Genomic DNA, 24,998 nt, shown 5'->3' with positions numbered 1-24,998 from the left:
CCCGGCGTGACGCTCGCGCTCGACACCCGCGCCCCCGCCGGCGACCGCCCGGCCGGCGCCCCCGCGCCCCCCGGCGCGGACGCCGACCCCGCAGGACCGGCGGACCCGACCCCGCACCGCCGCACCCGCCCCGGCTGGCGCACGGACGTCCAGGGCCTGCGCGCGCTGGCGGTGCTCGTCGTGGTGCTCTACCACGCGGGCGTGCCGGGGCTGGAGGGCGGCTACGTCGGCGTCGACGTCTTCTTCGTCATCTCCGGCTTCCTCATCACGGGCCACCTGCTGCGCGACCTCGACGAGCACGGCCGCATCCGGTTCGCCAGGTTCTGGGCGGCCCGCGCCCGCCGGCTGCTGCCGCTGGCGACGCTCGTCGTGGTGACGACGCTCGTCGTCGCCCGGCTGTGGGGCTCGCCGTTCCGCATCGCCTCCATTGCGTGGGACGCCCTGCTCGCCGGGGTCAACGGGCTCAACTACCGGCTCGCCGCGCAGGGCGTGGACTACCAGCACGTCGACGGCCCGGAGTCGCCGCTGCAGCACTTCTGGTCGCTGGCGGTGGAGGAGCAGTTCTACCTCGTGTGGCCGCTGCTGCTGGGGCTGCTCGCGCTCGTGCCGCGCCGCCACCGCCGGCGCGCGGCCGCCACCGGGCTCGTCCTCGTGGTCGCGGTGTCCCTGCTGGTCTCCGTCCGGACGACGGCGACGAACGCGCCGCTGGCCTACTTCTCCCTCCAGACCCGGGCGTGGGAGCTGGGCGTCGGCGCGCTGCTGGCGGTCGGCGCCGGGCGCGTCGCCCGCCTGCCGGTGGCGGCGGCGCGCGTGCTGGCGTGGGCGGGGCTCGCGGCGGTGCTCGCCGGCGCGCTGCTCTTCGACGCGACGACCCCCTTCCCGGGCTCGGCCGCGCTCGTCCCCGTGCTCGGTACGGCCGCGGTCATCGCCGCCGGCGGGCACGGCGCCGGCCGCCTCCTCGGCCTGCGCCCCCTGCAGGGCCTCGGCGCCGTCTCCTACGGCTGGTACCTGTGGCACTGGCCGGCGATGGTCCTCGTCCCCACCGTCTACGGGCGGGACCTGCCGTGGTGGGTGCTGCTCGAGCTCGCGGCCGTCACGCTCTGGCTCGCGACGATGACGTACTGGCTGGTCGAGCGCCCGCTGCAGCGGACCCGCTGGCCCGTGCGCCGGTGGCTCGCCACGGGCGGCGCGCTCGTCGCGTCCTCCGTGGCCGCCGCCGGCGTCGCGCTCGTGACGCTGCCGTCCCTCGTCGGGCCGGGGGTGCCCGTGGCGCCCCTGCGGCTCGACGAGGCCGCCGCCGGCGGCCTGGCCGCCACGCTGGAGCAGGCCCTGGACACCCGGGCCGTGCCCGCCAACCTCACGCCGACGCTCGCCGAGGCCGTCACCGACCAGCCGGCGTCGACCACCGACGGGTGCCACGCGGACTGGCTCGTCGTCGACCAGCCCGACTGCCGGTACGGCGACCCGGCGGGCTACCGGACGGTCGTGCTCATCGGCGACTCGCACGCCCAGCAGTGGCTGCCGGCGCTGGACCGCAGCGCGCAGGAGCGCGGCTGGCGCCTCGTCGCCTGGACGAAGTCCGCGTGCCCCGTGGCCGAGCTCGACGCGTGGGCCGGTCCGCTCGGCCGCGCCTACACCGAGTGCACGACCTGGCGCGACGAGACCCGCGCACGCGTCGCGGCGCTCGACCCCGACCTCGTCGTCGTCTCCCAGAGCGACGCGGTCGTCGGCGACGACGTCGACAACGACACGTGGTCCGAGCGGACCCTGGCCGGGCTCGCCGCGATCGGCGTCGAGCGCGAGCGGATCCTCTACGTGCTCGACACCCCCTACCGCGCCCAGTCCGTGCCGGACTGCCTCGGTCGCCACCTCGACGACGCCCGCGCCTGCATCCAGACGGTCAAGGGCTCCACGCCGTTCGGCGACCGCCACGGCGCCCTCGCGCAGGCCCTGGCGACGGGCGGCGTCGCCACCGTCGACCCGACGCCCTGGCTCTGCACCGACGTCGCCTGCCCGCCCGTCGTCGGCGACGTCATGACGTACCGCGACGCCTCGCACGTCACCGCCACCTACAGCGCGCTGCTCGCCCCCGTCCTCGGCGAGGTCGTCGCCACCCGCCTGGAGGAGACCGCGTGACCGCCCCCGCCGACACGCTCGCCCCGCCGCTCGCCCGAGCCGCCACCGGGACCGGCCCGGCGCCGACGGCTGCTCCCATGGCCGTCGGCCGCACCGCCTCCACCCCCTCCGGCACGTGGCGCCGGGACGTGCAGGGGCTGCGCGCCGTCGCGGTGCTGCTCGTCGTGCTCTACCACGCGGGCGTGCCGGGCTTCGCGGGCGGCTACGTCGGCGTCGACGTCTTCTTCGTCGTCTCGGGCTTCCTCATCACCGGCCACCTCCTGCGCGACGTGCGGACGCACGGCCGCGTGCGGTTCGCGCGCTTCTGGGCAGGGCGGGTGCGACGGCTGGCGCCGATGGCGACCCTCGTCGTGCTGGTCACGCTCGTCGTCGCGCGCCTGTGGGGGCCGGTGTTCGGCCTGCCGGAGCTCGCCCGGTACGCGGCGCTCGCGGGCGGGCACGTGCTCAACTACGCGCTCGCCGCCGACGGCGTCGACTACGGCCAGGTCGGCAGCCCCGAGTCGCCGCTGCAGCACTACTGGTCCCTCGGCGTGGAGGAGCAGTTCTACGTCCTGTGGCCGCTGCTCGTCGCGGCCTGCGCCCTCCTCGCGACGAGGTCCGCCCGCGCGACGTCGGCACGCCGCACGGTCTTCCCCCTGGCGCTCGGGGTCGTCCTCGCCGCGGTGGTCGTCGCCTCGTTCCTGGCGTCCGTCCGCGCGGTCGGGTCGGGCAGCCCGCTGGCCTACTTCTCGCTGCACACCCGCGCGTGGGAGCTCGGCGTCGGCGCCCTCCTCGCGCTGGGCGCCGGGGCCCTGGCTCGCGCCGGCGCCCGCGCCGGGACGTCCGACGGCCGCGTCGCGGCGGCGACCGCGCTCGCGGCGACCGCTCTCGGCTGGGCGGGCCTCGTCGGCGTCGTCGCCGCGGGCGTCACCTACACCGACCGCACGCCCTTCCCGGGCACCGCCGCCCTCCTGCCGGTCCTCGCCACTGCGGCGGTCATCGCCGCCGGCACGGTCGGCCCGCGGGGGACCGGTTCGCGGCTCGCCGTCGAGCGTCTGCTCGCGCTGCGGCCGCTGCAGGGGATCGGAGCCGTGTCCTACGGGTGGTACCTGTGGCACTGGCCGGCCCTCGTCCTCGTGCCGCAGCTCTTCAGCCGCACCCTCGGCTGGACGACGAACCTGCAGCTCGCGGTCCTCACGCTCTGGCTCGCGGTGCTGTCGTACTGGCTCGTCGAGCGTCCGCTGCGCACCCTGCACGTGAGCCCGCGCCGCTGGCTGGCCGCGGGGGCCGTGCTGCTGGCGACGACCCTCGTCGCCGGGCTGGCCGTGCACCTCACCCTGCCCACCGTCGTCGGCCGCGGAGCCGCCGCGCAGGCCGCACCCGTCGCGGCGGCCGACGTCCGGGCCGTCCGGGCGACGATCGCGACCGCGACCGGCGTCACCGACCTGCCGTCCAACCTCACGCCGGCGCTCGCGGTCGCGCGCGGGGACCAGCCGGTCTCGTCGTCCGACGGCTGCCACGCCGCCTACGATCAGGTCGACCAGCCCGCCTGCGTGTACGGCGCCGTCGAGGGCGACCGCACGGTCGTGCTGCTCGGCGACTCCCACGCCCAGCAGTGGCTGCCCGCCCTCGACACCGCCGCCGCCGGCTCGGGCTGGCGGGTCCGCGCCTGGACGAAGGCCGCGTGCCCGGTCGCCGACGTGCCCCTGTTCAACACGGACCTGCGCCGCGACTACACCGAGTGCGACGCGTGGCGGCAGGCCACCGTCGACCGGGTGGTGGCGCTGGCGCCCGACCTCGTCGTCGTCTCCCAGTCCGACACCGTCCCCGGCGACCAGGTCGGCTCCGGCCAGTGGGGCGAGGCGACCGGCCGCACCCTCGCACGGCTCACCGACGCCGGCCTGCCCGTCGTCCTCCTCCTCGACACCCCGTACCCCGGCATCGACGTCCCCGAGTGCCTGGCCGGGCACCTGGCCGACGTCGGCGCGTGCGCGGTCCCGCGCGAGGACGTCGTGCCCTACGAGCAGCGCCGCGAGGCCGTCGCCGCGGCCGCGGCGGGACTCGGGGTGCCCACGGTCGACCCCCTCGGGTGGCTCTGCACCGACCGCACCTGCCCCGCCGTGGTCGGCAACCTCCTCGTCTACCGCGACGCCTCGCACATCACGGCGGCGTGGAGCCGATGGCTCGCGCCGCTGCTCACCCCGCTCGTCCCGCCGTCCGACGAGGCCCTCACCGCCGCCACGGCCCCCTGACCGGCCTCACGGCGTGGCCGACGTCCGCCCCTCGTCGCCCGCCGTCCTGGCGGCAGCGGTCCGGCGACCTCCGCACCTCACCCCGACCGGGCGCCGGACGATCGGGAGGGGCGTCCCCGGCGCCCCGACGGCGCCGCCCGCAGCCCTCGACGACGGTGGTCCCCCGTGCGCCTCGCCCGACCCGCTCGCCCCGTGCGACGCGCCCGACCCCTGGCCGGCCGGTCCCGGCCCGGACGCGGGGGAGTGGCCCTCGCCGCCGTGCTCGTGGCGGCCTCGACCACGCTCGTCGCCCCCGCCGCCGCCGCGACCGGCGCGCCCACCAGCACGCTCGTGACGGACGGAACCGTCGCCGCCCGGCAGGTCACCGTGGAGGTCCGGCCCCGCGCGCAGGACGACGGCACCTTCGCCGTCGACACCGCCACGAGCGCCCACGCCGCCTGGCGCGCCGCGACGGGGGCGGCCAAGGAGCAGCTGGCGCCCCTCGCCCTCACCCCGACCGCGCGCTGGCTCACGCAGAAGGACCCGGCCGTCGCCCGCGCCGACGCCCTCCGCTACACCACCGCCGCGCGCGACGCGGGCCGCACCGCCCTCGTCGTCCTCTACGCGATCCCCGACCGCGACTGCGGGTCCTACTCCGCCGGCGGCACGAGCGCGGAGGCCTACGGCGCGTGGGTCCGCACCGTCGCGACCGGCCTCGTCGGCGACGTGTGGGTGGTCCTCGAGCCGGACGCCCTCGCGATGGTCGACCGCTGCGGCGACGGCGAGACCCGCCTCCGCCTGCTCCGCCAGGCCGCCGCCGACCTCACCGCCGCCGGCGCCCGCGTCTACGTCGACGCCGGCCACGCGCGCTGGATGCCGGCGGCCACGGCCGCCGCCCGCCTGCGCGCCGTCGGCGTCGAGAACCTCGCCGGCTTCGCCCTCAACACCTCGAACTTCTACCCGACGGCCGACAACGTCGCCTACGGCCGCCGCGTCGTCGAGCTGCTCGGCGGCGGGCACTTCGTCATCGACACCTCCCGCAACGGCGCCGGCCACGGCGGCCAGTGGTGCAACCCGCCGGGCCGCGCGATCGGCGCCCCCACGCAGCGGGTCCCCGACGTCGCCCTCGACGCCCTCCTCTGGATCAAGCACCCGGGCCACTCCGACGGCACCTGCAACGGCGGCCCCCCGGCCGGCACCTGGTGGCCGGACCAGGCCCGCGACCTCGTCGCCACCGCCGCCGGCCGCGACCCGGCCCCCTTCCCCCTGGTCGTCGCCTGCCCCCCTGCCTGACGAGCGCGTCGACCGACCGGCACGGCCCCCGTCCGGTCCCGGCCACGGGTGTTCCGGGCAGGTCGGTCGATCCGGCAGGCTGGGGTGCGTGACGGTCCTGGGATGGCTCCTGCTCGGCAGCGGCGCCGTGGCGTTCGTGACGGCGCTGACGCTGCTGTTCCGGCTCGCCCGTCCCGAGCTGGTGCACGACGAGGACGTCGCCCTCCGCCCACCGCTCTGGGTCACGGCCGGCGTCGGCGTCCTCGGCCTCTGCCTGGCCCTCGCCGGCGCGCTCCTCATCTGGTGACGCCGGAGCCGGGACACACGTAGCGGCCTCGAGGTGGCGGTCCGGCCGCTAACCGACGGCGTGCGCTCGTGCGGGTGCCCACGAGCCGTCGAGGTCCGCCTCCTCGTCCCCTGACGCGGCGACGTGGAGCACGCCCGCGACAGGCGGCGGCGCGACGAGCGTCGGCCTGACATGGCTCCGCTGGTGGCCGACGATCCGTCCGTCGGGTGCGCGGAACTCGTACCGGGCCGGTTGCAGCTCGGTCGCCCTCACGCGTCCTGACCGTGGTCGCCTGTGGGGGTTGACGAGTCGTCGGATGGTCAGGTCGGCGCGGTGCACCTCGTGGTGGTGCCGTCCGCAGAGGACGACGCCGTTGTCGACGCTGGTCTCCCCGTCGTCGCGAGCCCACCAGCGGATGTGGTGGACCTCGGACCAGCGGGCCGGTGTCTCGCACCCGGGGAACGCGCACCCCTGGTCGCGCAGGATGACCGCGCGGCGCTGGTGCCCGGTGAACAGCCGCTCCTCGCGCCCCAGGTCGGTGGGCTGCCCGTCCGGCCCGATCACCAGGGCGGCGGTGCCCACGTCGCACAGCGTCCGTGCGACCGCGGTGGCGGCGAGCACGTGGCCGTCCTCGTCGACCACGGGCGTGCGCCCGGTCAGCGCCGCGCCGAGGACGTCCACGTCGGGCAGGTCCTCGGTGCAGGCGACCGCGGAAGCCGACCCACCACCAACAGAGGCGGCGTGGGTGTCGGTGCTGGCGCCGGCCGAGGCGTGCTCGTCGCCCTTCGGGACGCAGTCGACGTCGAGGCGCGCGGTCTCGTGCTCGCACAGGGCGTCGACGATCGACGTGTACGTGTCCAGGTCCGTCACCAGGGTCAGGTGCGGGCGTACCGACGCACCGGTCACCCCGCCCTTCTTCTCCGCCAGCGCGCCCCGCGCGAGGGCTTCGAGGGCGTCGGCCTGCGCCTGCCCGGGGGTGCGGTCCTCGCCCGGGATCTGCCGGGTCAGCTCCAACGCCCGCCGCAGCGCCACCCCCGCCGAGGGGTCCAGGCATCCCTGGATCCGCGTGCCCATCTCGGTGTCGCTCAGGTGCAGGTGCCGGCCCCGCCGCTGGGCCTCGAACCGGGACTCCACCGCGGGCGGGTCGATCTCGGCGGCCTTCTGCCGCACCTTGGTGCGGAACGTGCCCGGGTCGACCCGCCCGGCCAGATCGGTCAGCTCGGCCTGGACCAGAGGCGACCCGAACTCGTTCCGCACCTTCTGCGAGGCCTCGGCCAGCACCCCGGCCAGCGCGTCCAGGTGCGCCTCGGACCGCGACCCCGCCGCCACCGCCTCCGCGAAGGAGGACACCACCTCGACGGCCTCGGCCTGCCGCACCTGTCGGCGCGCCTCGGGCAGCCCGACCCCGTCACGCCCGGCGATGCCCTCCGCCGGGCCCTTGTCCCCGTCGCGCGGCACGCGCAGCCTGGAGTCCGCGGCGATCCACGCCGACCGCGCCCCCGCCACCGCACCGGACACCGCCTGGAACAGCGAGAGCACGTGCGCCCGCTGCGGGCCGCTCAACGCCCCCGCCTGACCGGCTTGCGCACTCACCGCACCCAGGGCGGCACGCACCGCCTCGAAGGACGACAGCAGGTCTTGATACACGAGCGGGCACCTCCCTCAGCGGCGGCGGTAGAACTCTTGTACTAGAGCCTAGAGGGATGCGTGCTCCGACCGCGATGCCACGATCGGGTGTTCTCGCAGGTCACCCGACAGAAAGAGAAGTGCCGACAGTGCGCACGCCTGCTCCGGGACAGCGTGCCGCAGCCCACCGACACGCCCGCTTCTCCAGCAGCCACCGCTGGCCGGCTCTCGTTGTGGACACGCCCAACACGAAGGCCGACGAGTCACCAGGAGCGACGGACGGGCCGCGCGATCACCGGATCGTCGCGAGCGACACCTCCGCGCTACCGGCCGCCGCCACGCGCCCGGCACCGCGCCGCACCCGCAGCACCGCGGGCACCGCCACGTGCTCCGGCAGCCGGAACAGCCACCCCGCACCGCATCGCCGCAGGCCGCGCCCGGCGGACAGCGACGCCAGCACCGCCCCCGCCGTCACCAGCACCGCGAGCGCCAGCCCGGCAGCCACCGATCCTCCGGACACCACCTGACCCAGCCACGGACCCGCCGCGTGCAGCACGACCCCGACGACCAGCCCGTGCACGAGGTACACGTCGAGGGTCCGCGTCCCGAAGGCCTGCAGCCGCCCGCCCGCGCGCGTCCGCGCCGCCGCCACCGCGAGCGCCACGCCGCCGGCGACCGCCAGCACGGAGACGCCCAGCCGCACGCCCGGCACCTCGTCGAGCGCGAGGTCGGAGTCCCGCACGAGGTCCGCCAGCACCAGCGCACCCCCGCCGAGGACCGCCCCCACCGCGGCCGCCACCACCGTGCCGCGGGCGTCGAGTGCGGCGGCGGCCCGCCGCACGCCCTCGGACAGGTCCGCCCCCACCAGGAAGAACACCGCGTAGGTCGCCATCGACCGCCACGCGTACGACTCCACCTCCACCACGCCGCTACCCACCACCGCGGACAGCCCCGCCGCCAGCGCCAGCCGCACCCCCGCCGGCACCCGCCGCAGCGCCCGCGCCACCACCGTGAACAGCGCCAGCGCGTACACGAACCACAGCGCCGACGCCGGCTGCACCAGCTGCGCCGCCACCACGCCCACCGGCGGCCACGCCGCCACGCCGACCCCGTGCGCCAGCAGCGAGAACACCACGTACCGCACGAGCACCCACACGACGTAGATCCACAGCAGCGGCGCCACCCGCCGCCGCAGCAGCCGGCCCCAGGGCCCCGCCAGCGCCCGCCCGACGAACAGCCCCGACGCCAGGAAGAACAACGGCATCCGCACGGTGCCGAGCAGCCGGCTCGTCTCGACGAGCACCGCCGGCGCCAGCCCGAGCGCGACGAGCTGCGCCAGCACGTGGTGCAGCACGACGAGCACCACCGACGCACCCTTCGCCACGTCGACCCATCCGACGCGCGCGCCACCTCCGGCAGTCACGGGCGGAATCATCCCAGGTGCCGGCGCCGCCACGGGCCCGGTCCGGCGGCGAGGGACGGTGAGAGCAGGCACACGGCCACCATCGGCACCGCCGCGCCGCCTGTGACGGGACTACCAGGCCTTCCGCCCCCGAACGGATGCGCCGACGCCCGCGGGATGCCAGCGTGTGCGCCATGAGAGTCGTCGTGGTCGGAGCAAGCGGCAACGTCGGCACGGCGCTCCTGCGGCGCCTGCGCGACGACGCCTCGGTCCCCGTGGTGGACGGCGTCGTCCGACGCGTCCCGCGCGGCCGGGTCCCGCGCCCCTACGACACGGTCCGCTGGACGGCGCTCGACCTCGCCGCCGACGGTGCCGACGCGCCCGTCGTCGAGGACCTCGCCCGCGTCATCCGCGGGGCCGACGCCGTCGTGCACCTCGCCTGGGCCATCCAGCCGAGCCACGACCGCGGCTACCTGCGCCGCGTCAACGTCGTCGGCACGCGCCGGGTCATCGCCGCGGTCGCGGCCGCACGCGTCCCGCACCTCGTGGTGGCCTCGTCCGTCGGCGCGTACAGCCCTGGTCCCGGGGACGTGCTGCGCGACGAGCAGTGGCCCACCGACGGCATCCGCTCGTCGTCGTACAGCGTGGACAAGGCGGCCGTGGAGCGGCTGCTCGACGAGGCGGAGGCCGCCCACCCCTGGCTGCGCGTGGCGCGGGTGCGGCCGGCGCTGGTGTTCCAGCGGGCGGCCGCGCACGAGCAGGTGCGCTACTTCCTGGGCCCGTTCGTGCCGAAGCGCTGGCTGGCCGGCAAGGCGCCGGTGCTGCCGTGGCCGACGGGGCTGCGCCTGCAGGCCGTGCACGCCGACGACCTCGCCGACGCGCTGCGCGAGGCGGTCGTCCGGCAGGCGCGCGGGGCGTTCAACATCGCCGGCTCGGGCATCGTGCACGGCAAGGACGTCGCCGCGGTCGTGTCGAAGGGCGAGCTCAGGGACGTCGAGCCGCACGTCGCCCGCACGGCCATGTCGCTGGGCTGGCACGCGCGCGTCGTCCCCGCCGGCCCCGGCTGGCTCGACATGGCGCTCGGGGTGCCGCTCATGGACACGACCCGCGCCGTCCGCGAGCTCGACTTCCGCCCGGCGCACACCGGCCTCGAGGCGGTGACTGAGGCGCTGCAGGGCATGGCCGACGGCGCCGGCCACGCCTCCCCGCCGCTGCGCCCGCGCAAGCTCTGAGCGCCGAGCTGTGACAGCCTGCGGCGCATGAGCGACGTCACCACCCCCCGCACGACCCCCCGCACAGCCCTCGTCACCGGCGCCGGCCGGGGCATCGGCCGCGGCATCGCGCTCGGGCTGGCGGCCGCCGGCTACGACCTGGCGCTCGTCGGGCGCACGCGCGCGCACCTCGAGGCGGTGGCGGAGGAGGTCCGGGCGGCCGGGCGACGAGCGGTCGTCGCGGCGGCGGACCTCGTCGACGGCACGGCCGTCGCGGACGCGGTGGCCCGCGCCGAGGTCGGCCTGGCCGAGCAGGGCGGCATCGGCCTGCTCGTCAACAACGCGGGCGTCATCGAGGCGGCGGAGCTGCCCTTCGACCAGGACGACGTCGAGGACGTCTGGCGCGTCGTCGAGACGAACGTCCGCGGCCCCGTCCTCGTCACCCACGCGGTGCTGCCGGCCATGCTCGCCCGCGGCGCCGGCCGGGTGCTCAACATCAACTCCGGCTCGGGCCACCGCCCCATGAGCGCGTACACGGGCTACGGCATCAGCAAGGGCGCGCTCGCCCGCCTCACGACGATGCTCGACCACCAGCTCCGCGACCGCGGCATCCGCGCCCTGGACCTGGCCCCCGGCGTCGTCCGCACGGACATGACGGCGGGCATGCCCGTGCACGACGACCGCACGGAGTGGACCTCGCTCGACGAGGTGTCGGCGCTCGTCGTCGCGTTCGCGGACGGGCAGCTCGACGCGCTGTCCGGCCGCTTCGTCCGCGCCGGCGCGGACACCCCCGACACGCTGCTCGCGCAGGTCGACGAGATCGTCGCCCAGGACCTGCGGACCCTCCGCCTGCCGTAACGCCGCCCGATCCACGCGCTTCCGCCGACCGGCCGCCGCACGAGCGTCCCGGCGGCCGTCGCCGGCCGTGGTCGACGGCACACCTCGTCGGGCACCACGGGCCGGGCCCAGCCGGGACGATGGGCGTAGATCCCGACGACCGGCAGGAGCAGCGTGAGCGAGCAGCAGGTGCACTTCGCGATGGTGGCCGGCCCGGGGGAGGCGGCCATGGCGATCGACAGCCTCCGGCGCATCCGCCGGCTGTACCCCGACAGCCGGATCTTCCTGCGCGAGGACGCGACCACCGACGGCACGCGCGAGGAGCTGGAGGCGGTGCGCGACGAGCTGGGCCTCGACCTCAGCAGCAACCCGACCAAGAACGGCTACCACGGCATCAGCCGCACGCTGTTCTCCGTCCTGCGCGAGGTCGCGGACGCCACCACGGGCCCCGGCATCGTCGTCAAGTGCGACCCGGACGGGGTCGTCGCCACCGCCGACGCCCACCGCCTCGCGGCGCACCTTGCAGCGCGCCCGGGCATCGTCGGCGCGGTCGACGTGGCGCCCAGCGGCCAGCCGCGCGACCACCGGTGGTCCCGCGAGCGCATGCTCCAGGACGTCCGCTGGCCGATCGGCCCGAAGAAGACGGAGAAGGGCCTGCGCGTCGGCTACCCCTGGTGGCGCGGCGCGTACCGCGCGGCCGTCGCGAACGGCTACCGCCCCGGCACCGGCGTGCAGGCCGGCGTCTTCGCCATGTCCCTCGACACCGTCCGCGCGCTGCGCGACTCCGGCTTCCTGGCCGGGATGGACGCGCCCTACCCGTTCCTCACCTACGAGGAGGACTACCTGCTGGCGCTGGGGACGAAGTCCGTCGGGCACGAGCTGCACGAGCTGTGGGACGTCCTGGACTCCTGGTGGGTGCAGTACAAGCCGCCCGTCCCGCTGACGCCCGACGAGGTCGCGGTGCGCCGCCCGTTCGCCGTGCACCCGCTGAAGAACACCCCGGACGGGTGGGCCCTGCGCGCGAGCCTGCCGTAGGGGCGCCCGCGCCCGCTACGGTCGGGCATGGCCGCCGACGCCCATGCTCACGCGCACGCGCACGCCCCCGCCCGCACCGACGCCCGTGACCCGGACGGCGCCCGTGGCCTGGCCGCCGCGTCCTCGCGCCGGCAGGCGCTCGTCGGGCTGCTCGTCCTCGCGGCCGTGGCGGGCACGATGGCCGTCATCGCCGCCTCGACCGTCGCGTACCTGACCGCCTCGGGCCCGTGGACGGTCCCGTACCGCCTGTCGCCCGACGACGAGCGGACCATCCCGGCGGCGTGGAGCGCGATGATGCTGCTGGCCGCCGCGGCGGTGGCCGTGCCGGCCGCGGTCCGGTCCAGCCGGCTGTACGCGTGGGTCGCGGCGGGGGCGCTGCTCATGGCCGCCGACGAGTGGGCCGCGCTGCACGAGACCCTCGAGCGGGACCTCGGCGTCGACTGGCAGGTGCTCTACGCGCCGCTCGGGGTGGTCGCCGTGGTGCTCGCCGTGCTGCTGCTGCGGCGGCTGTGGCGCACGGACCGGCGCACGCTCGCGCTGCTCGTCGTCGTCGCCGCGCTGTGGGGCACGTCCCAGGTGCTCGAGGCCCTCGAGTGGGACGGCGACGTCCAGCGTGCCGGCTACGTCGGCAAGATGCTGGTGGAGGAGGCGCTCGAGACGACGGGCAGCCTCGTCCTGGCCATCGCGCTGCTCCGGCCGGCGGGCCTGCTGCAGCCGTAGGCGCCTCAGTCGTCCGGGGACGCTGACCAGAGCCGCCCCGCCCGCAGTGCGGAGCCCCTCGCGGTCCGCCTCCAGCCCGCCTACGCTCCCGTTCGACGGGCAGCGCGGACCGGGGAGCGCTGTCCTCGCGACGTCCGGACGAACGGACGGGCGCACGAACCGACCGCGAGTGACGAAGAGGGACCATGCGACCGAGACTGAGCGACGCGTGGGGCACCCTCCGGTGGATCGCGCGCGATGGCGGTGTCGCGGAGGTCGGCGCGGCGGAAGACGGCTCGATCCGGACGACGCGGGTCGGGCTGCTGCGCTGGCGCGCCTGGTCACCAGGGCTGCCCAACCCCCGCACCCGCCTGACGCCGGCAGCGGCCCGGCGGCGCATCCAGGCAGACCTCGACCACGAGTGGCGCACCGGGTGGCCCCACCGCAGGCAGCGCTCGCCACGCTGACAGGGACGGCGGCGGACGACGAGAGCCCCGGGTCCCGTCGCGGCGACGGCACCCGGGGCTTCCGAGCCCTGACGGTGAATCAGCGGGACAGCGCCTCGCCGCCGGTGAAGCCCTCGACGGCCGTGCTGACGACGCGATCCTGGATCGGCACCGCCGAGCGGCGCACCAGGCCGCGGGGCGCGGTGGCGCGCTCCGAGAAGATGGTCCGCAGCACGCGGAACCCGTCACGGAAGGTGTTGAGGTTCGAGGTGCCGTGCCGCCGCTCGTACTCGTAGCTGGGAACCTCGCGGATCTCGGCCCCGGAACGCGCGATGCGGATGTTGATCATCGTCTCGATCTCGAACCCGTCACCCCACTGCGGCATTCCCGTAGCGAAGGCCTCGGGGAGTGCGAAGACCTCAAGACATTCCCGCGTGAAGGCGTTGTAGCCGTAGCACAGGTCGGAGAACCGCGAGCCGAACATGAGGTTCGTCGTGCCGTTGAGGAAGGCGTTGCCCGCCTTGCGCAGCAGGGTGATGTCGTCCGACCCCCCGCCGGCAGTGAACCGCGAGCCCTTGGCGTAGTCCGCCCCCGCGAGCAGCGGGGCGAGGTAGGCCTCTATCTCGCGCGGGTCCATCGACCCGTCGGCGTCGATCATCACGATGAGGTCGCTGGTCGACCTCGCGAATCCGCAGGCCAGAGCGTTGCCCTTCCCGCGCCGGGCCTGCTGCACCACGATCACGTCCGACCGGACGGCGCGTGCGGCGTCCGCGGTGCCGTCGGTCGACCCGCCGTCCACCAGGACGACCTCGTCGACGATCGCGGGCAGGCGCTCCAAAACCCAGCCGACGTTGCGGGCCTCGTTGCGGGTCGGGATGACAACTGTCACGGTGCGCAGGGTGCCGTCGTTCGCGGTGATCACAGGATTCACTCCCAGCTCTCGTCGTCACCGGCGACCGGCCCCTTCCGAGGCGTCTCCGTGACGGATTCCTCCGGGTGCAGCTCCCGGTGGCCACAAAGGTAGGTGTCGGACGAATCGGACACATCGGCCGTACGGGCGAAACGCGACGACCGGGGCGGGTGACGGAAACGTCCGACATCGCGCATTCGAGTGGTCGGTGGGCCTGTTGTGACCTGGCCGACAGCGCACGGCAGGACGTCACGCCGCTGCTACCGTCCGGGACGATCCGAAGCGGACATCACGGGTCCGCCGCGCTGCCCGGAGCCGTCGGTCGCACCGGCGCGCACGCCAGCCGGTGCGCGGCACTGATCCTCCAGACGAAAGGAGTGCGGATGACCGCGCCTCGTACCCCGGAACGCGCACGACGCCGCGTCGCCCTCGCTGCCGCCGCGCTCGTGACGCTGCTCGTCGCCGGCGCCGGGGCGGCGGAGGCGGCGAGCCCTACCTTCACGCTGCCCTCGGCCACGGCGACGGTCTCCGGCAGCAGCGTGAAGGTCGCGGCGACCTTCAGGGCGTCCGCCACGACCACGGTCCCGAGCTACTCGGTGTGCGTGCGTGGCGCCGGGCAGGCGAACCACGACTTTCCGCACCGCCTGAACGCCACCATCTCCTCGTCGGGGACGTCGTACAGCGCGACGAAGACGTTCGCGCCCGGCACCTACGCCTACTACGGGTGCGTCCTGCACGCTGGCACGTGGTACTCCTTCGGCTCCTCCCGCACGTTCACCGTCATGTCCACCACGACGTCGACCGCGAGTACGGCGATGCCGGTCGGTGATCTGCCGGGGTGGAAGCAGGTCTTCCGCGAGGACTTCCTCACGGCTGTGCCGCGCGGGTCCTTCGACACCTCGCGTTACGCCCCGCAGTGGCTCGGCTACTCCGGGTACACCGACACGTCGGGCCGGGGCTGGTACGACCCCGACAAGGTGATCTCCGTGCAGAACGGCGCGATGGACCGGTACGTCCGCACGGAGAACGGTCGCCACCTCGTGGCCGCGATGGTGCCGCGGCTGCCAACAACGGGGTGGGGGCAGCGGTACGGCCGGTACTCGTTCCGGTTCCGGGCGGACACGCTGCCCGGCTACAAGATGGTGGGCGTCCTGTGGCCGGACTCCGACAACTGGGGCGAGGGCGAGATCGACTTCCCGGAGGTCAACGAGCTGATCTCGACGGAGCGCATCTACGCGAACTACTTCCGCAAGGGGAGCACGACGACGAGGACGCCGGGCACGGCCAGCCGGTTCACGACGGCGACGTCGGCGAACGCCACCGGCTGGCACATCGCCACCGTCGAGTGGGCACCGGGCTCGCTCAGCTACTGGCTCGACGGCGTGAAGCTCGGCACTTTCACCGACCGCGTCCCGGACACGTCGTTCCACCTGGTGTTCCAGGTCGAGACGGAGCTCTTCAAGGCGGCGCCCCTGTCGACGGTGTCGGGGCACGTGCAGCTCGACTGGGTCACGATGTACAGCCGGTCCTGACCGCGTCCCGACGCCGCGGGGACGAGGCGCGGGGGGTCAGCGCGCCGTTGCCGCAAGGGGGACGGCCGCCGCGTTCAGCGGGTGCACGTCCCGGCGTCGACGGGCCTCGCGGCGACCGCGGACGTACAGGAACGGCCCGGCGGCGAAACCGCGGAGCTCGGTACGGGACAGCTCTGGCGGGTAGCCCTCCGTGCGGGACCCGTTCTTCTCGGAGGCGGGGTCGAGAAGGCGTCGGAGTCCCGCCGGCACGCGGCGCAGAACCCCGAGCAGGCCGGCCGGTCCGGCGAGCGCCTGCTTGGTCAGGGCTGCCGAGTTGCCGCTCCCGTACCCGTAGAGCTGGTGTGCCAGGTCCGCCATCTCCCGTCGGGCGGAGTGCCGCACGACGGCACCGGGCTCGTACACGAGCGTGCCCCCGGTGAGCATCACGGTGAGGAAGGCGTCGAGGTCCTCACCGCCGCGGGTCAGGGCGCCGGCGCCGAGCGCCTCGTCGAACAGGTCGGACCCCTCCAGCCACGAGCGGCGGAAGGCCATGCTGTTGCCCGAGCCGTACACGCCGGCGGCGTAGGGGAAGAGGGCGGGACGCTCGCCGGGTCGGGCGACGAGGCCGGGCACATCACGGCCGTCCACATTCCACACCGTGCGTACGTACCCCTTGTCGAACGCGCCGAACTCCTCGAAGAGGCGCTGGGCTGGCGTCTCGAGCTCGTCGGGGACGACGAGGCCGGTGGTCGCCACGACCCCCGGGTCGACGGCGAAAGGTGCGCACAGCCGGCGCAGCCACGTCGCGTCGGCGTGCGCGTCGTCGTCGGTGAAGGCGACGACCGCGCCGCCTGCGGCGGCGGCACCGGCGTTGCGTGCGGCGGACAGCCCGCGGCACGGCTCGTCGACGATGCGCAGGCGCGGGTCGGTGATGTCCGCGAGCAGGGCGGGGACCGCGCCGGACGCCGGCCGGTTGTCGACGACGACGAGCTCCAGGTCGACGTCCTCCTGAGCCAGCACCGACGCGACGGTGCGCCGCAGGCGCGGCTCCTCGCCGAGCGTGCACACGACGACGGTGACGAGCGCGTCCAACGCCGGCAGGTCCAGGTGGCACGTGGGTACAGCACCGCGGGCCGGGCCGTGAGCCGGATCGGTGAGATCCGTCGGCAGCCCGTCGGCGCGCAGGTGGGCCTCGATCTCCGCGGCCAGGACCGCGACCGCGAGGGAGCGACCACCGTCGAGCGCCCGCTCCTGAGGCCCGACGACGAGGTGCCCGATCGCGTGCCCGTGCAGCTGCACCAGGACGAGCGCGGTCGGTCCGGGGTCGGGGACCGCCGGAGCCGTGAGCTCGAGGTCACGGCACGTCGTCGGCTGCTGGCGGGCCGGGGGGAGGGCTGCGTCCGGGAGTCGCGTGGCAGGCATGGGCCCGGAGCCTGACACAGCCCGGGCTCCCGCGGCCCCGTGATGCAGACCTCGTGCGGCAGACGGGTGACAGGTCTCGGGCTACCTGCATGCTGTGACGCTGACCTGCCGATGACTGTTCCCGGAGCGCCCGACCGCGGCGCAGACGCCGCGAGAGAGGCCGATCGTGCGCCCGTCCAGCTCTGCCGTCCGCACGAGGTCGCGGCGGCTCCTCGCCCCGGTGCTCGTGCTGGTCGCGCTCGCGACGACGGTCCTCGGGCTCGGCACTGCCTATGCCGCGAGGCCGGTCAGAGCGACGACGGCCGCGAGCGCCGCCCTCCCGCCCGGAACGGGCTCGGCGACGATCGCCGGTGTCACGTTCACCGCGAGGGACGTGGCGGTCACCGTCGCCGGGACGACGGCGAGCGCGACCGGCAGCTTCGGCGCGTCCCGCACGGTCGTCGCCCAGAGCTACTCCGTGTGCGTTCGTGGTGCCTCCGGCGCGAACGTCGACTTCGCGCACGTCCTGGCGGGGACGCTGGGAACCACCCCTTCGGGTTACGCCCGGACGCGCACGCTCCTCGCCGGCACGTACGCGGTCTACGGGTGCGTGAAGTACGCGGACACGTGGGCCCTGCTCGGCAGACCGCGCACCCTGGTGGTGGCCGCGCCGGTCGTGCCAACGACCACGACGACGACCACGACCGGCGTCGTCCACGGCAGCACGACCGTCGGGGGCGTGACCTTCTCCGTCACCGACCTCGCCGTTGGCGCGTCGGGCACGACCGTGACGGCGCAGGCGTCGTTTCAGGCCTCGTCCCCGGTCCTCGCGCAGAGCTACTCCGTGTGCGTCCGCGACGCCGCCGGGAGGAACGTGGACTTCGCGCACCGCCTGCAGAGCCCGCTGTCGACGAGCCCCACCGTGCTGACCCGGGCCCGGACCCTCCCGCTCGGCACGTACTCCGCGTTCCCGTGCTTGCAGTACGCGAACACCTGGGCCGTCGTCGGCCCGTCCCGGACCTTCGTCGTCGACGGAGGGGTGACCGGGACGGCGCCGGTGCCCCCGCCGCCGGCCCCGGTCGGGGCCCCGCAGCCGATGCCCGTCGGGAATCTGCCCGGGTGGCGGCAGGTGCTGGCGGAGGACTTCGGCACGCCGGTCGCCCTCGGCAGCTTCCCGTCGTCGAGGTACCGGACGGGCTTCCTCGCCTACGACGGGTTCGTCGACACCTCCAACAACGGCCTCTACTCCCCGGCGGAGGTCCTGTCGGTCACCGACGGGGCGCTGGACTGGAACCTCCACTCCGCGGGCGGCCGGCACCTGGTCTCGGCTGTCGTGCCGCGGAACCCGGAGACGGGCTGGGGCCAGACGTACGGCCGGTTCGCCTTCCGGTTCCGGGCCGACCTGCTGCCCGGCTACAAGTTCGTCGGGGTGCTGTGGCCCGACTCGGACGACTGGGCGGAGGGCGAGATGGACTTCCCGGAGGTGGACCAGCTCACCCCGGAGGGCGAGGTGTACGCCAACACCTTCGCGGTGGGGGACCTGGGGACCGGCCGCCCCGGGACCGCCCAGCGCACGAGCACCACCACGCCCCTCGCCGGCACCGGGTGGCACACCGCGACCGTCGAATGGCTGCCGGGGTCGGTCACGTACTGGCTCGACGGCGTGCTGGTCGCGACCCACACCGGTGGCGTCCCCAGCACCCCCTTCCACCTCGTCCTGCAGGCCGAGACCGCGCTGAACGGCATCCCGCCCGCGGACGCTGTCGCCGGCCACGTGCAGGTGGACTGGGTCACCCTCTACGCCCGCTGCTGACCACCGTCGGTGCGGCCGGTTGGGCCGGACGTGTCCGGGATCGCCCGGTTCGTGTGGCGCCCGTGTGACGTCGCGGCTCGGCTGGGGATCCGGCGGGGCGCGCATGCCAGGGTGACCGCGCCGCGGCGCACAGCCCCGTCCGGCCCCCACGCCCTGATCCCCTGGAGGTCCCATGCCCGCCACGCACTCCCGTGACCCGGGGACGGCCGTTCTCGAGCGTCCGGCCGCGCCGGCCTTGCGGGCCCTGCCTGGCACCCCTCCGCTCGTCGCGGGGGTCGTCGCCGGCATCGGGGTGCTGGCCGCGGTGCTCGTCACGCTCGGCGTCGGTGGCGCGTTGCGGGGCGCCGCCGTCGGGGCCGCGGTGCTCCTCGTGCCCGGCCTGGCGCTGCTGCCGACCTCCGCGAGCCGGTGGGGGCGCGCCGCCCGGACCTCGTGGGTCGTCGTCGTGAGCATCGCCGTCACGGCGTGGGTTTCCCTCGTCCTGGCCTGGTCGCACCTGTGGCACCCGCGGGTCGCGCTCGTGGTCGTGCTCGTCGCCTCCTGCGCCGTCATCGTGGCGCGCGCCCGGCCGGACCTCGCGCGGGGCCGGGGCCGTAGCCGTGAGCAGGGCCGGCGAGCGGCGGCCCGGCAGGACGCCGACCACGCGTCCCCGTCGCGCACCGGCCTGCCGGGCCGGCCGGGGCGTCAGCACCTCGTTCCGGCAGCGACCCTCGCTGCCGCCTTCGTGCTGTGGCTCGTGTCGGTCAGGACGGCGGACGTGAGCGACCTCGGGCCGTGGGGGCTCACGCCGGCGCTCGGGACCCCGTTCGTCCTGGCGGTGCTGGTGCTCGTCGCCGTGCTCGCCGCCGCGCCGTTCCGGCCCGTCGCCGAGGGCTGGGTGGCCGCGCATCTCGGGATGCTCGTGCTGGCGCTGTACGGGACCCCCGCGGTCGTCGAGGGCCTGCCTCGGGTGCCGTGGGCCTTCAAGCACATCGCGGTCACCCGCTACGTCGCCGAGGGCAACCCGCTCGACCTCGGGCGGGGCAGCGACATCTACCAGCGGTGGCCCGGCATGTTCACGTGGACGGCCCTGGTGGCCGAGGCCACCGGCTACCGCGACCCGGTCCGGTGGGAGTACCTGGCCGAGATCGGCTTCGCCCTGCTCAACGTCGTCCTCGTCGTGGCGCTCGCCCGCGCGCTGGCACCGGGGAGCCGATGGGCGTGGACCGCGGGCACCGTCTTCGCCGCGTCGAACTGGGTGGGGCAGAACTACTTCGCGCCTCAGGCGTTCGCCTTCGTCCTGGTGCTGTTCGTCGCGCTGCTGCTGGTGCTGTCAGCCGCCTCGACGCCCTACGGGCCGGCCGGGCGCGTCGAGCGGTGGCTGCGGGTGCGGGACGGTGCCGGTTCGGGCTGGCCCGTCGCCCGCCAGGACGTCACCGGGGTGCAGAGCCGTCCGGTCCTGCTCGCGGTCGTCGCCGTGTTCGCGCTCGCGGTGGTGAGCCACCAGCTCTCGCCGTACATGGCGCTCCTCGCGCTCGGCCCGCTGTTCCTGCTCGGCTACCTTCGTCCCCGGTGGCTCGTCGCGGTCCTGGGCGTGCTGGCGCTCGGCTACCTCGCCCCCCACCTCGGCTGGGTGGATGAGCGGTACGGCCTGTTGAGCAGCCTCAGCCCGCTCGACAACGCCACCTACCAGCCGGTCGACGTCGCCGCGCTGCCCACCGACGCCGCCTGGCAGCGCCGCGGGACCCTCGTGCTCGGCGCCCTCGTCCTGGTGCTCGCCGTCGCGGGCGTTGTCCGGCGCCTGGCCACCGAGCACGCCCGCGTGGCCCTGGTCGTCGGGTGGCTCGTGGTCGCGCCGTTCCTCGTCGCGGTCGCGCAGAGCTACGGGGGCGAGGTGCGGCTGCGGTCCTACCTCTTCGCGCTGCCGTGGGCGGCGATCGCCGTGACGTGGCTCTTCGAGCAGCCGATGGCCGCGCGTCGACGTGCGGTCGTCGCCGGGCACGCGCTGCTGGTCGCGACGCTGACGTCCCTGTTCGTCCTCACGTACTTCCAGCCCGCCGCGGTCAACCGCACGTCGGACGACACGGTCGCGGTGATGGAGTGGCTCGACCAGAACGCGCGGACCGGCGACGTCGTGCTCACCACGGGGAGCCCGTCCGCGGCCGCCATCGGTGCGCGCTACGACGTCCCGTCCTCCGCGTTCCTCGGCCAGCTCAAGGACTGGGCACCCGCACGCCTCACCGCCGACGACGTCCTGTCGCTGGCGCGCCTGGCCGATCCCGACGTGGACCGCGTCCTCGTCCTCGTCACGCCGGGCTCGCTCGATGACCCGACGCCCGAGCCGTTCGCGCCCGGCGAGGTGCGGGAGGTGCGCGACGACCTCCTCGCGCTGCCGGGGAGCAGGGTCCTGCACACCGTCGGCGACGCCGAGGTGCTCGCCGTCGACGTGGCCGACCGTGGCTGAGGCGACGGTCCGCACGCCGGCAGGGGCCGCCGAGCGCATCGACGACCCGGCCGCCGGCACCCCGGCGGCCCCCGGCCTCTTCGGCCGCGGCGCCCTGTTCGCCCTGGTCCTGGCGGCGCCGCTGGCGTCGTCCGCGCTGCTGGCGCCGTTCCTCACACGAGCGCTCGGGCCCATCCAGTACGGGCTGGTCGCGGCGGTGTACTCGCTCAACCAGCTCTTCGTCGCCGTGGCGCTCGTCGGCCTCGACCAGGCGATCCTGGTGCAGCGGGCCGAGGATGGGGACAGCCGCGCCTCGCGCGGCCTGCTCGCGTCCGCCTTCGTCACCGCGCTGGCGACGATGACGCTCGCCCTGCTCACGTTGCCGTGGTGGTCCGCCTGGCTCGGCTTCGAGGGCTACGGCGACCTGGCGCTGCTCGCGCTCGCGTGGACGGCGCCGGGCGCGACCATCGGCGCGATGTCCAGCCTGCTCCTCGCGGAGGACCGCCTGCGCGGGTTCGCGGTCGTCAGCCTGGTGTCCTCCGTCGGTGCCCAGGTCGTCGCGCTCGTCGTGGTGCTGGTCGCCGCCCCGGGCGCGACCGTCTACGTCGCCGGCCTCGTCGCCGTGACGGTCGTCGCGTTCGGTCTGGGCGTCGCGCTGACGCGGCCCCGGTGGTCCGGCGTGCGCGAGGTGGCGGTCACGCGCCGCGCCTTCGCGCTCGGCATGCCGATGGCCGTCAACTTCGTCGCCGGGTTCGTGCTCAACGCCGGAGACCGGATCCTCATCCAGCGCGGGCTGGGCGCCGCCGAGGTCGGCCGCTACCAGGCGGCCTACACCATCGGCAGCGTCGTGGTCCTGGTGCTGTACGCGCTCGGGCAGTCGTGGATTCCGCGGATCGCGGAGGTCCGCGACGCCGAGAGGCGTCTCGACCTGCACGCGAGCTCCCGGAACAGCCTGTACCGGATCCTGGTGCCGACCGTCCTCGGCGTCGCGCTCGCGGGGCCGGCGGCGCTGCGCGTGCTGGTGCCGGCGAGCTTCGAGCCGGCCTCGCTGTCGCTCGTCGTGGTCGTCATCGCGCTGTCGGCGTTCCCGGTGGCTGCCTCGGGTGCCCTCAGTCGCGAGCTGGTGACGCTCCGCCGGACGCGGGCGGTCGCGGTGGCCGCCGTGCTCGCGGCGGTGCTCAACGTGGTGCTGAACCTCGTGCTCCTGCCGGTGCTGGGGATCCTCGGCGCCGCGCTGGCCACGCTCGTGGCGTTCTCGGTGCAGGCCGCGATCCAGTTCGCGCTGCTGCCGCGCGCTCCGCGGTGGCGCCCGACGCCGCGGCGGCTGTGGGTCGTCGTCGTGCTGACGGGTGCAACCGCGCTGGCGACCACCGGGGTGCCCGACACCGATGCCCTCATCGGCGTGCGCCTGGTGCTCTCGCTCCTCTGCCTGCCGTGGCTGTGGCGGGAGCTGCGCCGCGCGCAGGGCTGACGCCGCACCACACGAGCGCTCCCCGACACCACTGACGCCGCCCCTGCCGAGGCAGGGGCGGCGTCGGTGTGAGCAGCCAGGGCCGCCGGTGCTGCGGCGTACGGCGTCCGCCGTCAGACCAGCACGGCCGCAGGGAGCGCGGGCCGGTCCTCGCCCAGCTCCACCGGACCAGCCAGCCGACCGCGGCCGTACCCGGCGGCGGTGGCGGCGAGGCACAGGACGACGGCGCCGACGTTGGCCGCGTGGGTGCGGCGGGCGGTGCCGGCCGGCCGGACGAGTCCTGCGGTGCCCCGCAGGACCGCCGCCGGGAGCACCCGGGCGACGTAGCCGCGCTCGGTCTCGAGGGCCTGGTCCTGGCCGACGAGGCGCGCGACCGCGGCCTTGGACAGCCCCTCCGCGTAGCCGCGGCGACGCAGGTAGCGCCACGTGGTGCGGTCGGGGGTGACCGCGTGCCGCACCAGCGCGTAAGGGACGAAGCGCATCCGCGCACCCGGCGTCCGGGCGGCCATCCGGATGCACAGCTCCGTCTCCTCGCAACCCAGCGGCGTCTTGCCGATGCGGCCGAGCACCTCTGAGAAGCCCCCCGCCGCCAGTGCGGGCTCGCGCCGCAGCGACATGTTGCAGCCCATGAGGTTCCGCACGGGCGCCGCCGCGCGCGGCAGACCGTCGAAGCTGCACCCGATGACCCAGTCCAGCACGCCCCGGTCGCCGCCCGGGGCCTCGGGCAGGCTGCCGGGACGCGTCCTCCCCGCAGGCCAGCGTGGCACCGCGGCACCGCCGACCCCGAGGACGTCCGGGTCCGCGTACGGCGCGAGCAGGCCCGCCAGCCAGTCCTCGCCGACCGCCTCGGCGTCGTCGTCGAGGAACACTACGACCTCGCCGGTGGCGCTCTGCAGCGCCGTGTTGCGGGCGCCGGACAGACCCCGCTTGCGACGGTTCTCCAGCACCTGCAGGCCGGGGACCTGTGCCACCAGCACGTCGCGGGCGGCGGCGGCCAGCTCCTCGTTGTGGTCCACGACGAGGAGGATCTCGTCGGGCACGTGGTTCTGCCGCACCACGGAGTGCAGCGCGGCGGCCAGCGCGTCCCAGCGCTCCAGCGTGTAGGCGCAGACGACGACCGTGGAGGTCGGTCGGGCAGGGTCGGTGGTGGTCACGGTGCTCCTAGCGGGCTGTGCGGCGGTCGATGGACGGGGGTGCGACGCAGGGCCGAAGCCTCACGCGAGCGAACGCGTGACGCGCTCGAGCGGCTGCTCCCGCAGGGAGTCGACCTCCTCGAGCAGTGCGTCGCCGGTGGCCGAGCCGAACTTCCGCGCAAAGAACAGCGGCGGGCGGCCGGGGGCCTCGCGCTGCGCGCGGATCGCGTCCAGGTGCTGGAGGGTCAGCCACGGAGGGCTCTTGACGTGGTCCTCCCAAGGGATGAACCACGGGAGATGCTGGGCGTGCTCGGTGTTCCAGTTCGGGACGAGCGACGGCGTCGCCAGGATCGTCGGGGTGAAGGTCTCGTCCGGCGCCCACGCGCGCTCCCAGAAGCGCACGAGGTCGGGCCGGCTGTCGACCGCGTCGAGGATCGCCTGCACGTGGTGCCGCGCGAGGATCTTCTGCGCACCTCCGCCGGCCGCGACCAGCCCTGCCGGCAGCCGGCGGGGGAGGGGGAGGCGGACCACGTGCCGGCGCCACTGCCAGTGCCGGTAGCGCAGGCGGCCGAGGCCGCCGCTCATGCCCCAGTTGGCGATCGGCAGAGGCGTCACCTCGGCGAAGGACCGCCGCAGGTCCTCGCCCAGTACAGCTTCCATGTCAGCTACGGACACCAGGGGGTAGTCGGCACCGGACAGCCAGGCGACGTGCGTGGCGTCCGTCATCTCGAGGGCGGTGCGGTAGGCGAGGAGCTCGGCGCGGACGGCACCGAACGTCGCCCACCGGGTCCGCACCCGTTCGGTGAGGACGACCCGGTCGGGCAGCCCGGCGACCATGCGCTGGTACAGCCCCGGCGGCGTCCCGGCATCGACGTGCAGCACGACGGTCAGCGGGTCCAAGGCGTCGATCAGCCGGTGGAGCTGGACGGGATCGGCGTGAGCGAGCACGGCGACGGCGAGGCGGGCGGTACCTGCCGCGGGTCGGCCGTCCGGGCAGACCTTCACATGACTCTCCTCTGCAGCGGATGGGACCGGGCCCCCGCGACTCGTACCGCCGTCGCCGGCGTCCGGGTCGCCCCTGGCGCCGCCGTGCTCGCGATTGCCGGAGCGTCCAGGAGTGCTGCGGTCCGGCTCTCGCGCGTCACCGCCGGGGCGGCACGTCCCAACCCCCTGAGGG

Annotated in this window: 18 protein-coding genes; 12 read left to right on the top strand and 6 right to left on the bottom strand. The window is 75.4% G+C overall.

The genetic code is table 11. The annotated features are described in order from the left end of the window. Positions 1–6 precede the first annotated feature (6 nt). The 4 genes from AC2TDM_RS13285 to AC2TDM_RS13270 all read left to right on the top strand — a co-directional run bounded on the left by AC2TDM_RS13285 (position 7) and on the right by AC2TDM_RS13270 (position 5,925). A complete protein-coding gene (locus AC2TDM_RS13285) occupies positions 7–2,136 on the top strand; it encodes an acyltransferase family protein (protein ID WP_484634930.1) in 2,130 nt (709 codons plus the stop codon). Next, a complete protein-coding gene (locus AC2TDM_RS13280) occupies positions 2,133–4,367 on the top strand; it encodes an acyltransferase family protein (RefSeq protein WP_484634929.1) in 2,235 nt (744 codons plus the stop codon). Before AC2TDM_RS13285 ends, AC2TDM_RS13280 begins: the two co-directional genes overlap by 4 nt. A gap of 243 nt (positions 4,368–4,610) precedes the next feature. Beyond that, positions 4,611–5,639 (top strand): glycoside hydrolase family 6 protein, encoded by a 1,029-nt coding sequence (locus AC2TDM_RS13275; RefSeq protein ID WP_484634928.1) that lies wholly within the window; start codon positions 4,611–4,613, stop codon positions 5,637–5,639. 88 nt (positions 5,640–5,727) lie between these two features. Further along, positions 5,728–5,925 carry a hypothetical protein gene (locus AC2TDM_RS13270; protein ID WP_484634927.1) on the top strand — a complete coding sequence of 66 codons (198 nt, stop codon included), beginning with the start codon at positions 5,728–5,730 and terminating at the stop codon, positions 5,923–5,925. A 48-nt stretch (positions 5,926–5,973) separates the two neighbouring features. Here AC2TDM_RS13270 and AC2TDM_RS13265 read toward each other — a convergent pair whose 3' ends face one another. Then, complete coding sequence (locus tag AC2TDM_RS13265; RefSeq protein ID WP_484634926.1) at positions 5,974–7,551, bottom strand: HNH endonuclease signature motif containing protein; 1,578 nt, start codon at positions 7,549–7,551, stop codon at positions 5,974–5,976. A gap of 271 nt (positions 7,552–7,822) precedes the next feature. Next, positions 7,823–8,953 carry an acyltransferase family protein gene (locus tag AC2TDM_RS13260; protein ID WP_175499334.1) on the bottom strand — a complete coding sequence of 377 codons (1,131 nt, stop codon included), beginning with the start codon at positions 8,951–8,953 and terminating at the stop codon, positions 7,823–7,825. Positions 8,954–9,126: 173 nt separating this feature from the next. Between AC2TDM_RS13260 and AC2TDM_RS13255 the strand changes: the two genes are divergently transcribed. From AC2TDM_RS13255 to AC2TDM_RS13240, 4 genes are all read left to right on the top strand, one after another. Beyond that, positions 9,127–10,164, top strand: coding sequence for an NAD-dependent epimerase/dehydratase family protein (locus AC2TDM_RS13255; RefSeq protein WP_090031444.1), 1,038 nt, complete (start codon positions 9,127–9,129; stop codon positions 10,162–10,164). Positions 10,165–10,191: 27 nt separating this feature from the next. Then, positions 10,192–11,001, top strand: coding sequence for an SDR family NAD(P)-dependent oxidoreductase (locus AC2TDM_RS13250; RefSeq protein ID WP_090031443.1), 810 nt, complete (start codon positions 10,192–10,194; stop codon positions 10,999–11,001). Positions 11,002–11,154: 153 nt separating this feature from the next. Further along, positions 11,155–12,015 carry a glycosyltransferase gene (locus AC2TDM_RS13245; protein ID WP_090031442.1) on the top strand — a complete coding sequence of 287 codons (861 nt, stop codon included), beginning with the start codon at positions 11,155–11,157 and terminating at the stop codon, positions 12,013–12,015. Positions 12,016–12,042: 27 nt separating this feature from the next. Then, positions 12,043–12,735, top strand: coding sequence for a hypothetical protein (locus AC2TDM_RS13240; RefSeq protein WP_484634925.1), 693 nt, complete (start codon positions 12,043–12,045; stop codon positions 12,733–12,735). Positions 12,736–13,260: 525 nt separating this feature from the next. Here the strand turns inward: AC2TDM_RS13240 and AC2TDM_RS13235 are convergent. After that, positions 13,261–14,082, bottom strand: a complete 822-nt coding sequence (locus tag AC2TDM_RS13235; protein WP_484634924.1) for a glycosyltransferase family 2 protein — start codon at positions 14,080–14,082, stop codon at positions 13,261–13,263. Between the two features lie 371 nt (positions 14,083–14,453). Here AC2TDM_RS13235 and AC2TDM_RS13230 point away from each other — a divergent pair, with 371 nt between their 5' ends. Then, positions 14,454–15,602 (top strand): glycoside hydrolase family 16 protein, encoded by a 1,149-nt coding sequence (locus AC2TDM_RS13230; protein ID WP_484634923.1) that lies wholly within the window; start codon positions 14,454–14,456, stop codon positions 15,600–15,602. A gap of 36 nt (positions 15,603–15,638) precedes the next feature. On the opposite strand, the gene AC2TDM_RS13225 is transcribed toward AC2TDM_RS13230, so the two are convergent. Next, on the bottom strand, positions 15,639–17,003 hold the full coding sequence (locus AC2TDM_RS13225; RefSeq protein ID WP_484634922.1) for a glycosyltransferase family 2 protein: 1,365 nt from the start codon (positions 17,001–17,003) through the stop codon (positions 15,639–15,641). 166 nt (positions 17,004–17,169) lie between these two features. Between AC2TDM_RS13225 and AC2TDM_RS13220 the strand changes: the two genes are divergently transcribed. From AC2TDM_RS13220 to AC2TDM_RS13210, 3 genes are all read left to right on the top strand, one after another. Then, the gene (locus AC2TDM_RS13220) at positions 17,170–18,795 is read left to right on the top strand and encodes a glycoside hydrolase family 16 protein (protein WP_484634921.1); all 1,626 of its coding nucleotides are present in this window, start codon (positions 17,170–17,172) and stop codon (positions 18,793–18,795) included. A 172-nt stretch (positions 18,796–18,967) separates the two neighbouring features. After that, positions 18,968–21,238, top strand: coding sequence for a hypothetical protein (locus AC2TDM_RS13215; protein ID WP_484634920.1), 2,271 nt, complete (start codon positions 18,968–18,970; stop codon positions 21,236–21,238). After that, the gene (locus tag AC2TDM_RS13210) at positions 21,231–22,688 is read left to right on the top strand and encodes a lipopolysaccharide biosynthesis protein (protein WP_484634919.1); all 1,458 of its coding nucleotides are present in this window, start codon (positions 21,231–21,233) and stop codon (positions 22,686–22,688) included. Before AC2TDM_RS13215 ends, AC2TDM_RS13210 begins: the two co-directional genes overlap by 8 nt. Before the next feature lie 113 nt (positions 22,689–22,801). Here the strand turns inward: AC2TDM_RS13210 and AC2TDM_RS13205 are convergent, their stop codons facing one another. Beyond that, entirely contained in the window at positions 22,802–23,842 is a 1,041-nt protein-coding gene (locus AC2TDM_RS13205) for a glycosyltransferase family 2 protein (protein WP_484634918.1), read from the bottom strand. A 60-nt stretch (positions 23,843–23,902) separates the two neighbouring features. Continuing rightward, positions 23,903–24,826, bottom strand: coding sequence for a beta-1,6-N-acetylglucosaminyltransferase (locus AC2TDM_RS13200; protein ID WP_484634917.1), 924 nt, complete (start codon positions 24,824–24,826; stop codon positions 23,903–23,905). Between the last annotated feature and the right edge of the window lie 172 nt (positions 24,827–24,998).

The organism is Cellulomonas sp. plas2 (assembly GCF_057221735.1).
Note: the sequence above shows the minus strand (reverse complement) of the source record. Positions and strands in the feature narration are given on the sequence as shown.

Coding starts and splice junctions, on each gene's coding strand:
- AC2TDM_RS13250 (WP_090031443.1), top strand. CDS start 10,192: ATGAGCGACGTCACCACCCCCCGCACGACCCCCCGCACAGCCCTCGTC.
- AC2TDM_RS13225 (WP_484634922.1), bottom strand. CDS start 17,003: ATGCCTGCCACGCGACTCCCGGACGCAGCCCTCCCCCCGGCCCGCCAG.
- AC2TDM_RS13215 (WP_484634920.1), top strand. CDS start 18,968: ATGCCCGCCACGCACTCCCGTGACCCGGGGACGGCCGTTCTCGAGCGT.
- AC2TDM_RS13240 (WP_484634925.1), top strand. CDS start 12,043: ATGGCCGCCGACGCCCATGCTCACGCGCACGCGCACGCCCCCGCCCGC.
- AC2TDM_RS13255 (WP_090031444.1), top strand. CDS start 9,127: ATGAGAGTCGTCGTGGTCGGAGCAAGCGGCAACGTCGGCACGGCGCTC.
- AC2TDM_RS13230 (WP_484634923.1), top strand. CDS start 14,454: ATGACCGCGCCTCGTACCCCGGAACGCGCACGACGCCGCGTCGCCCTC.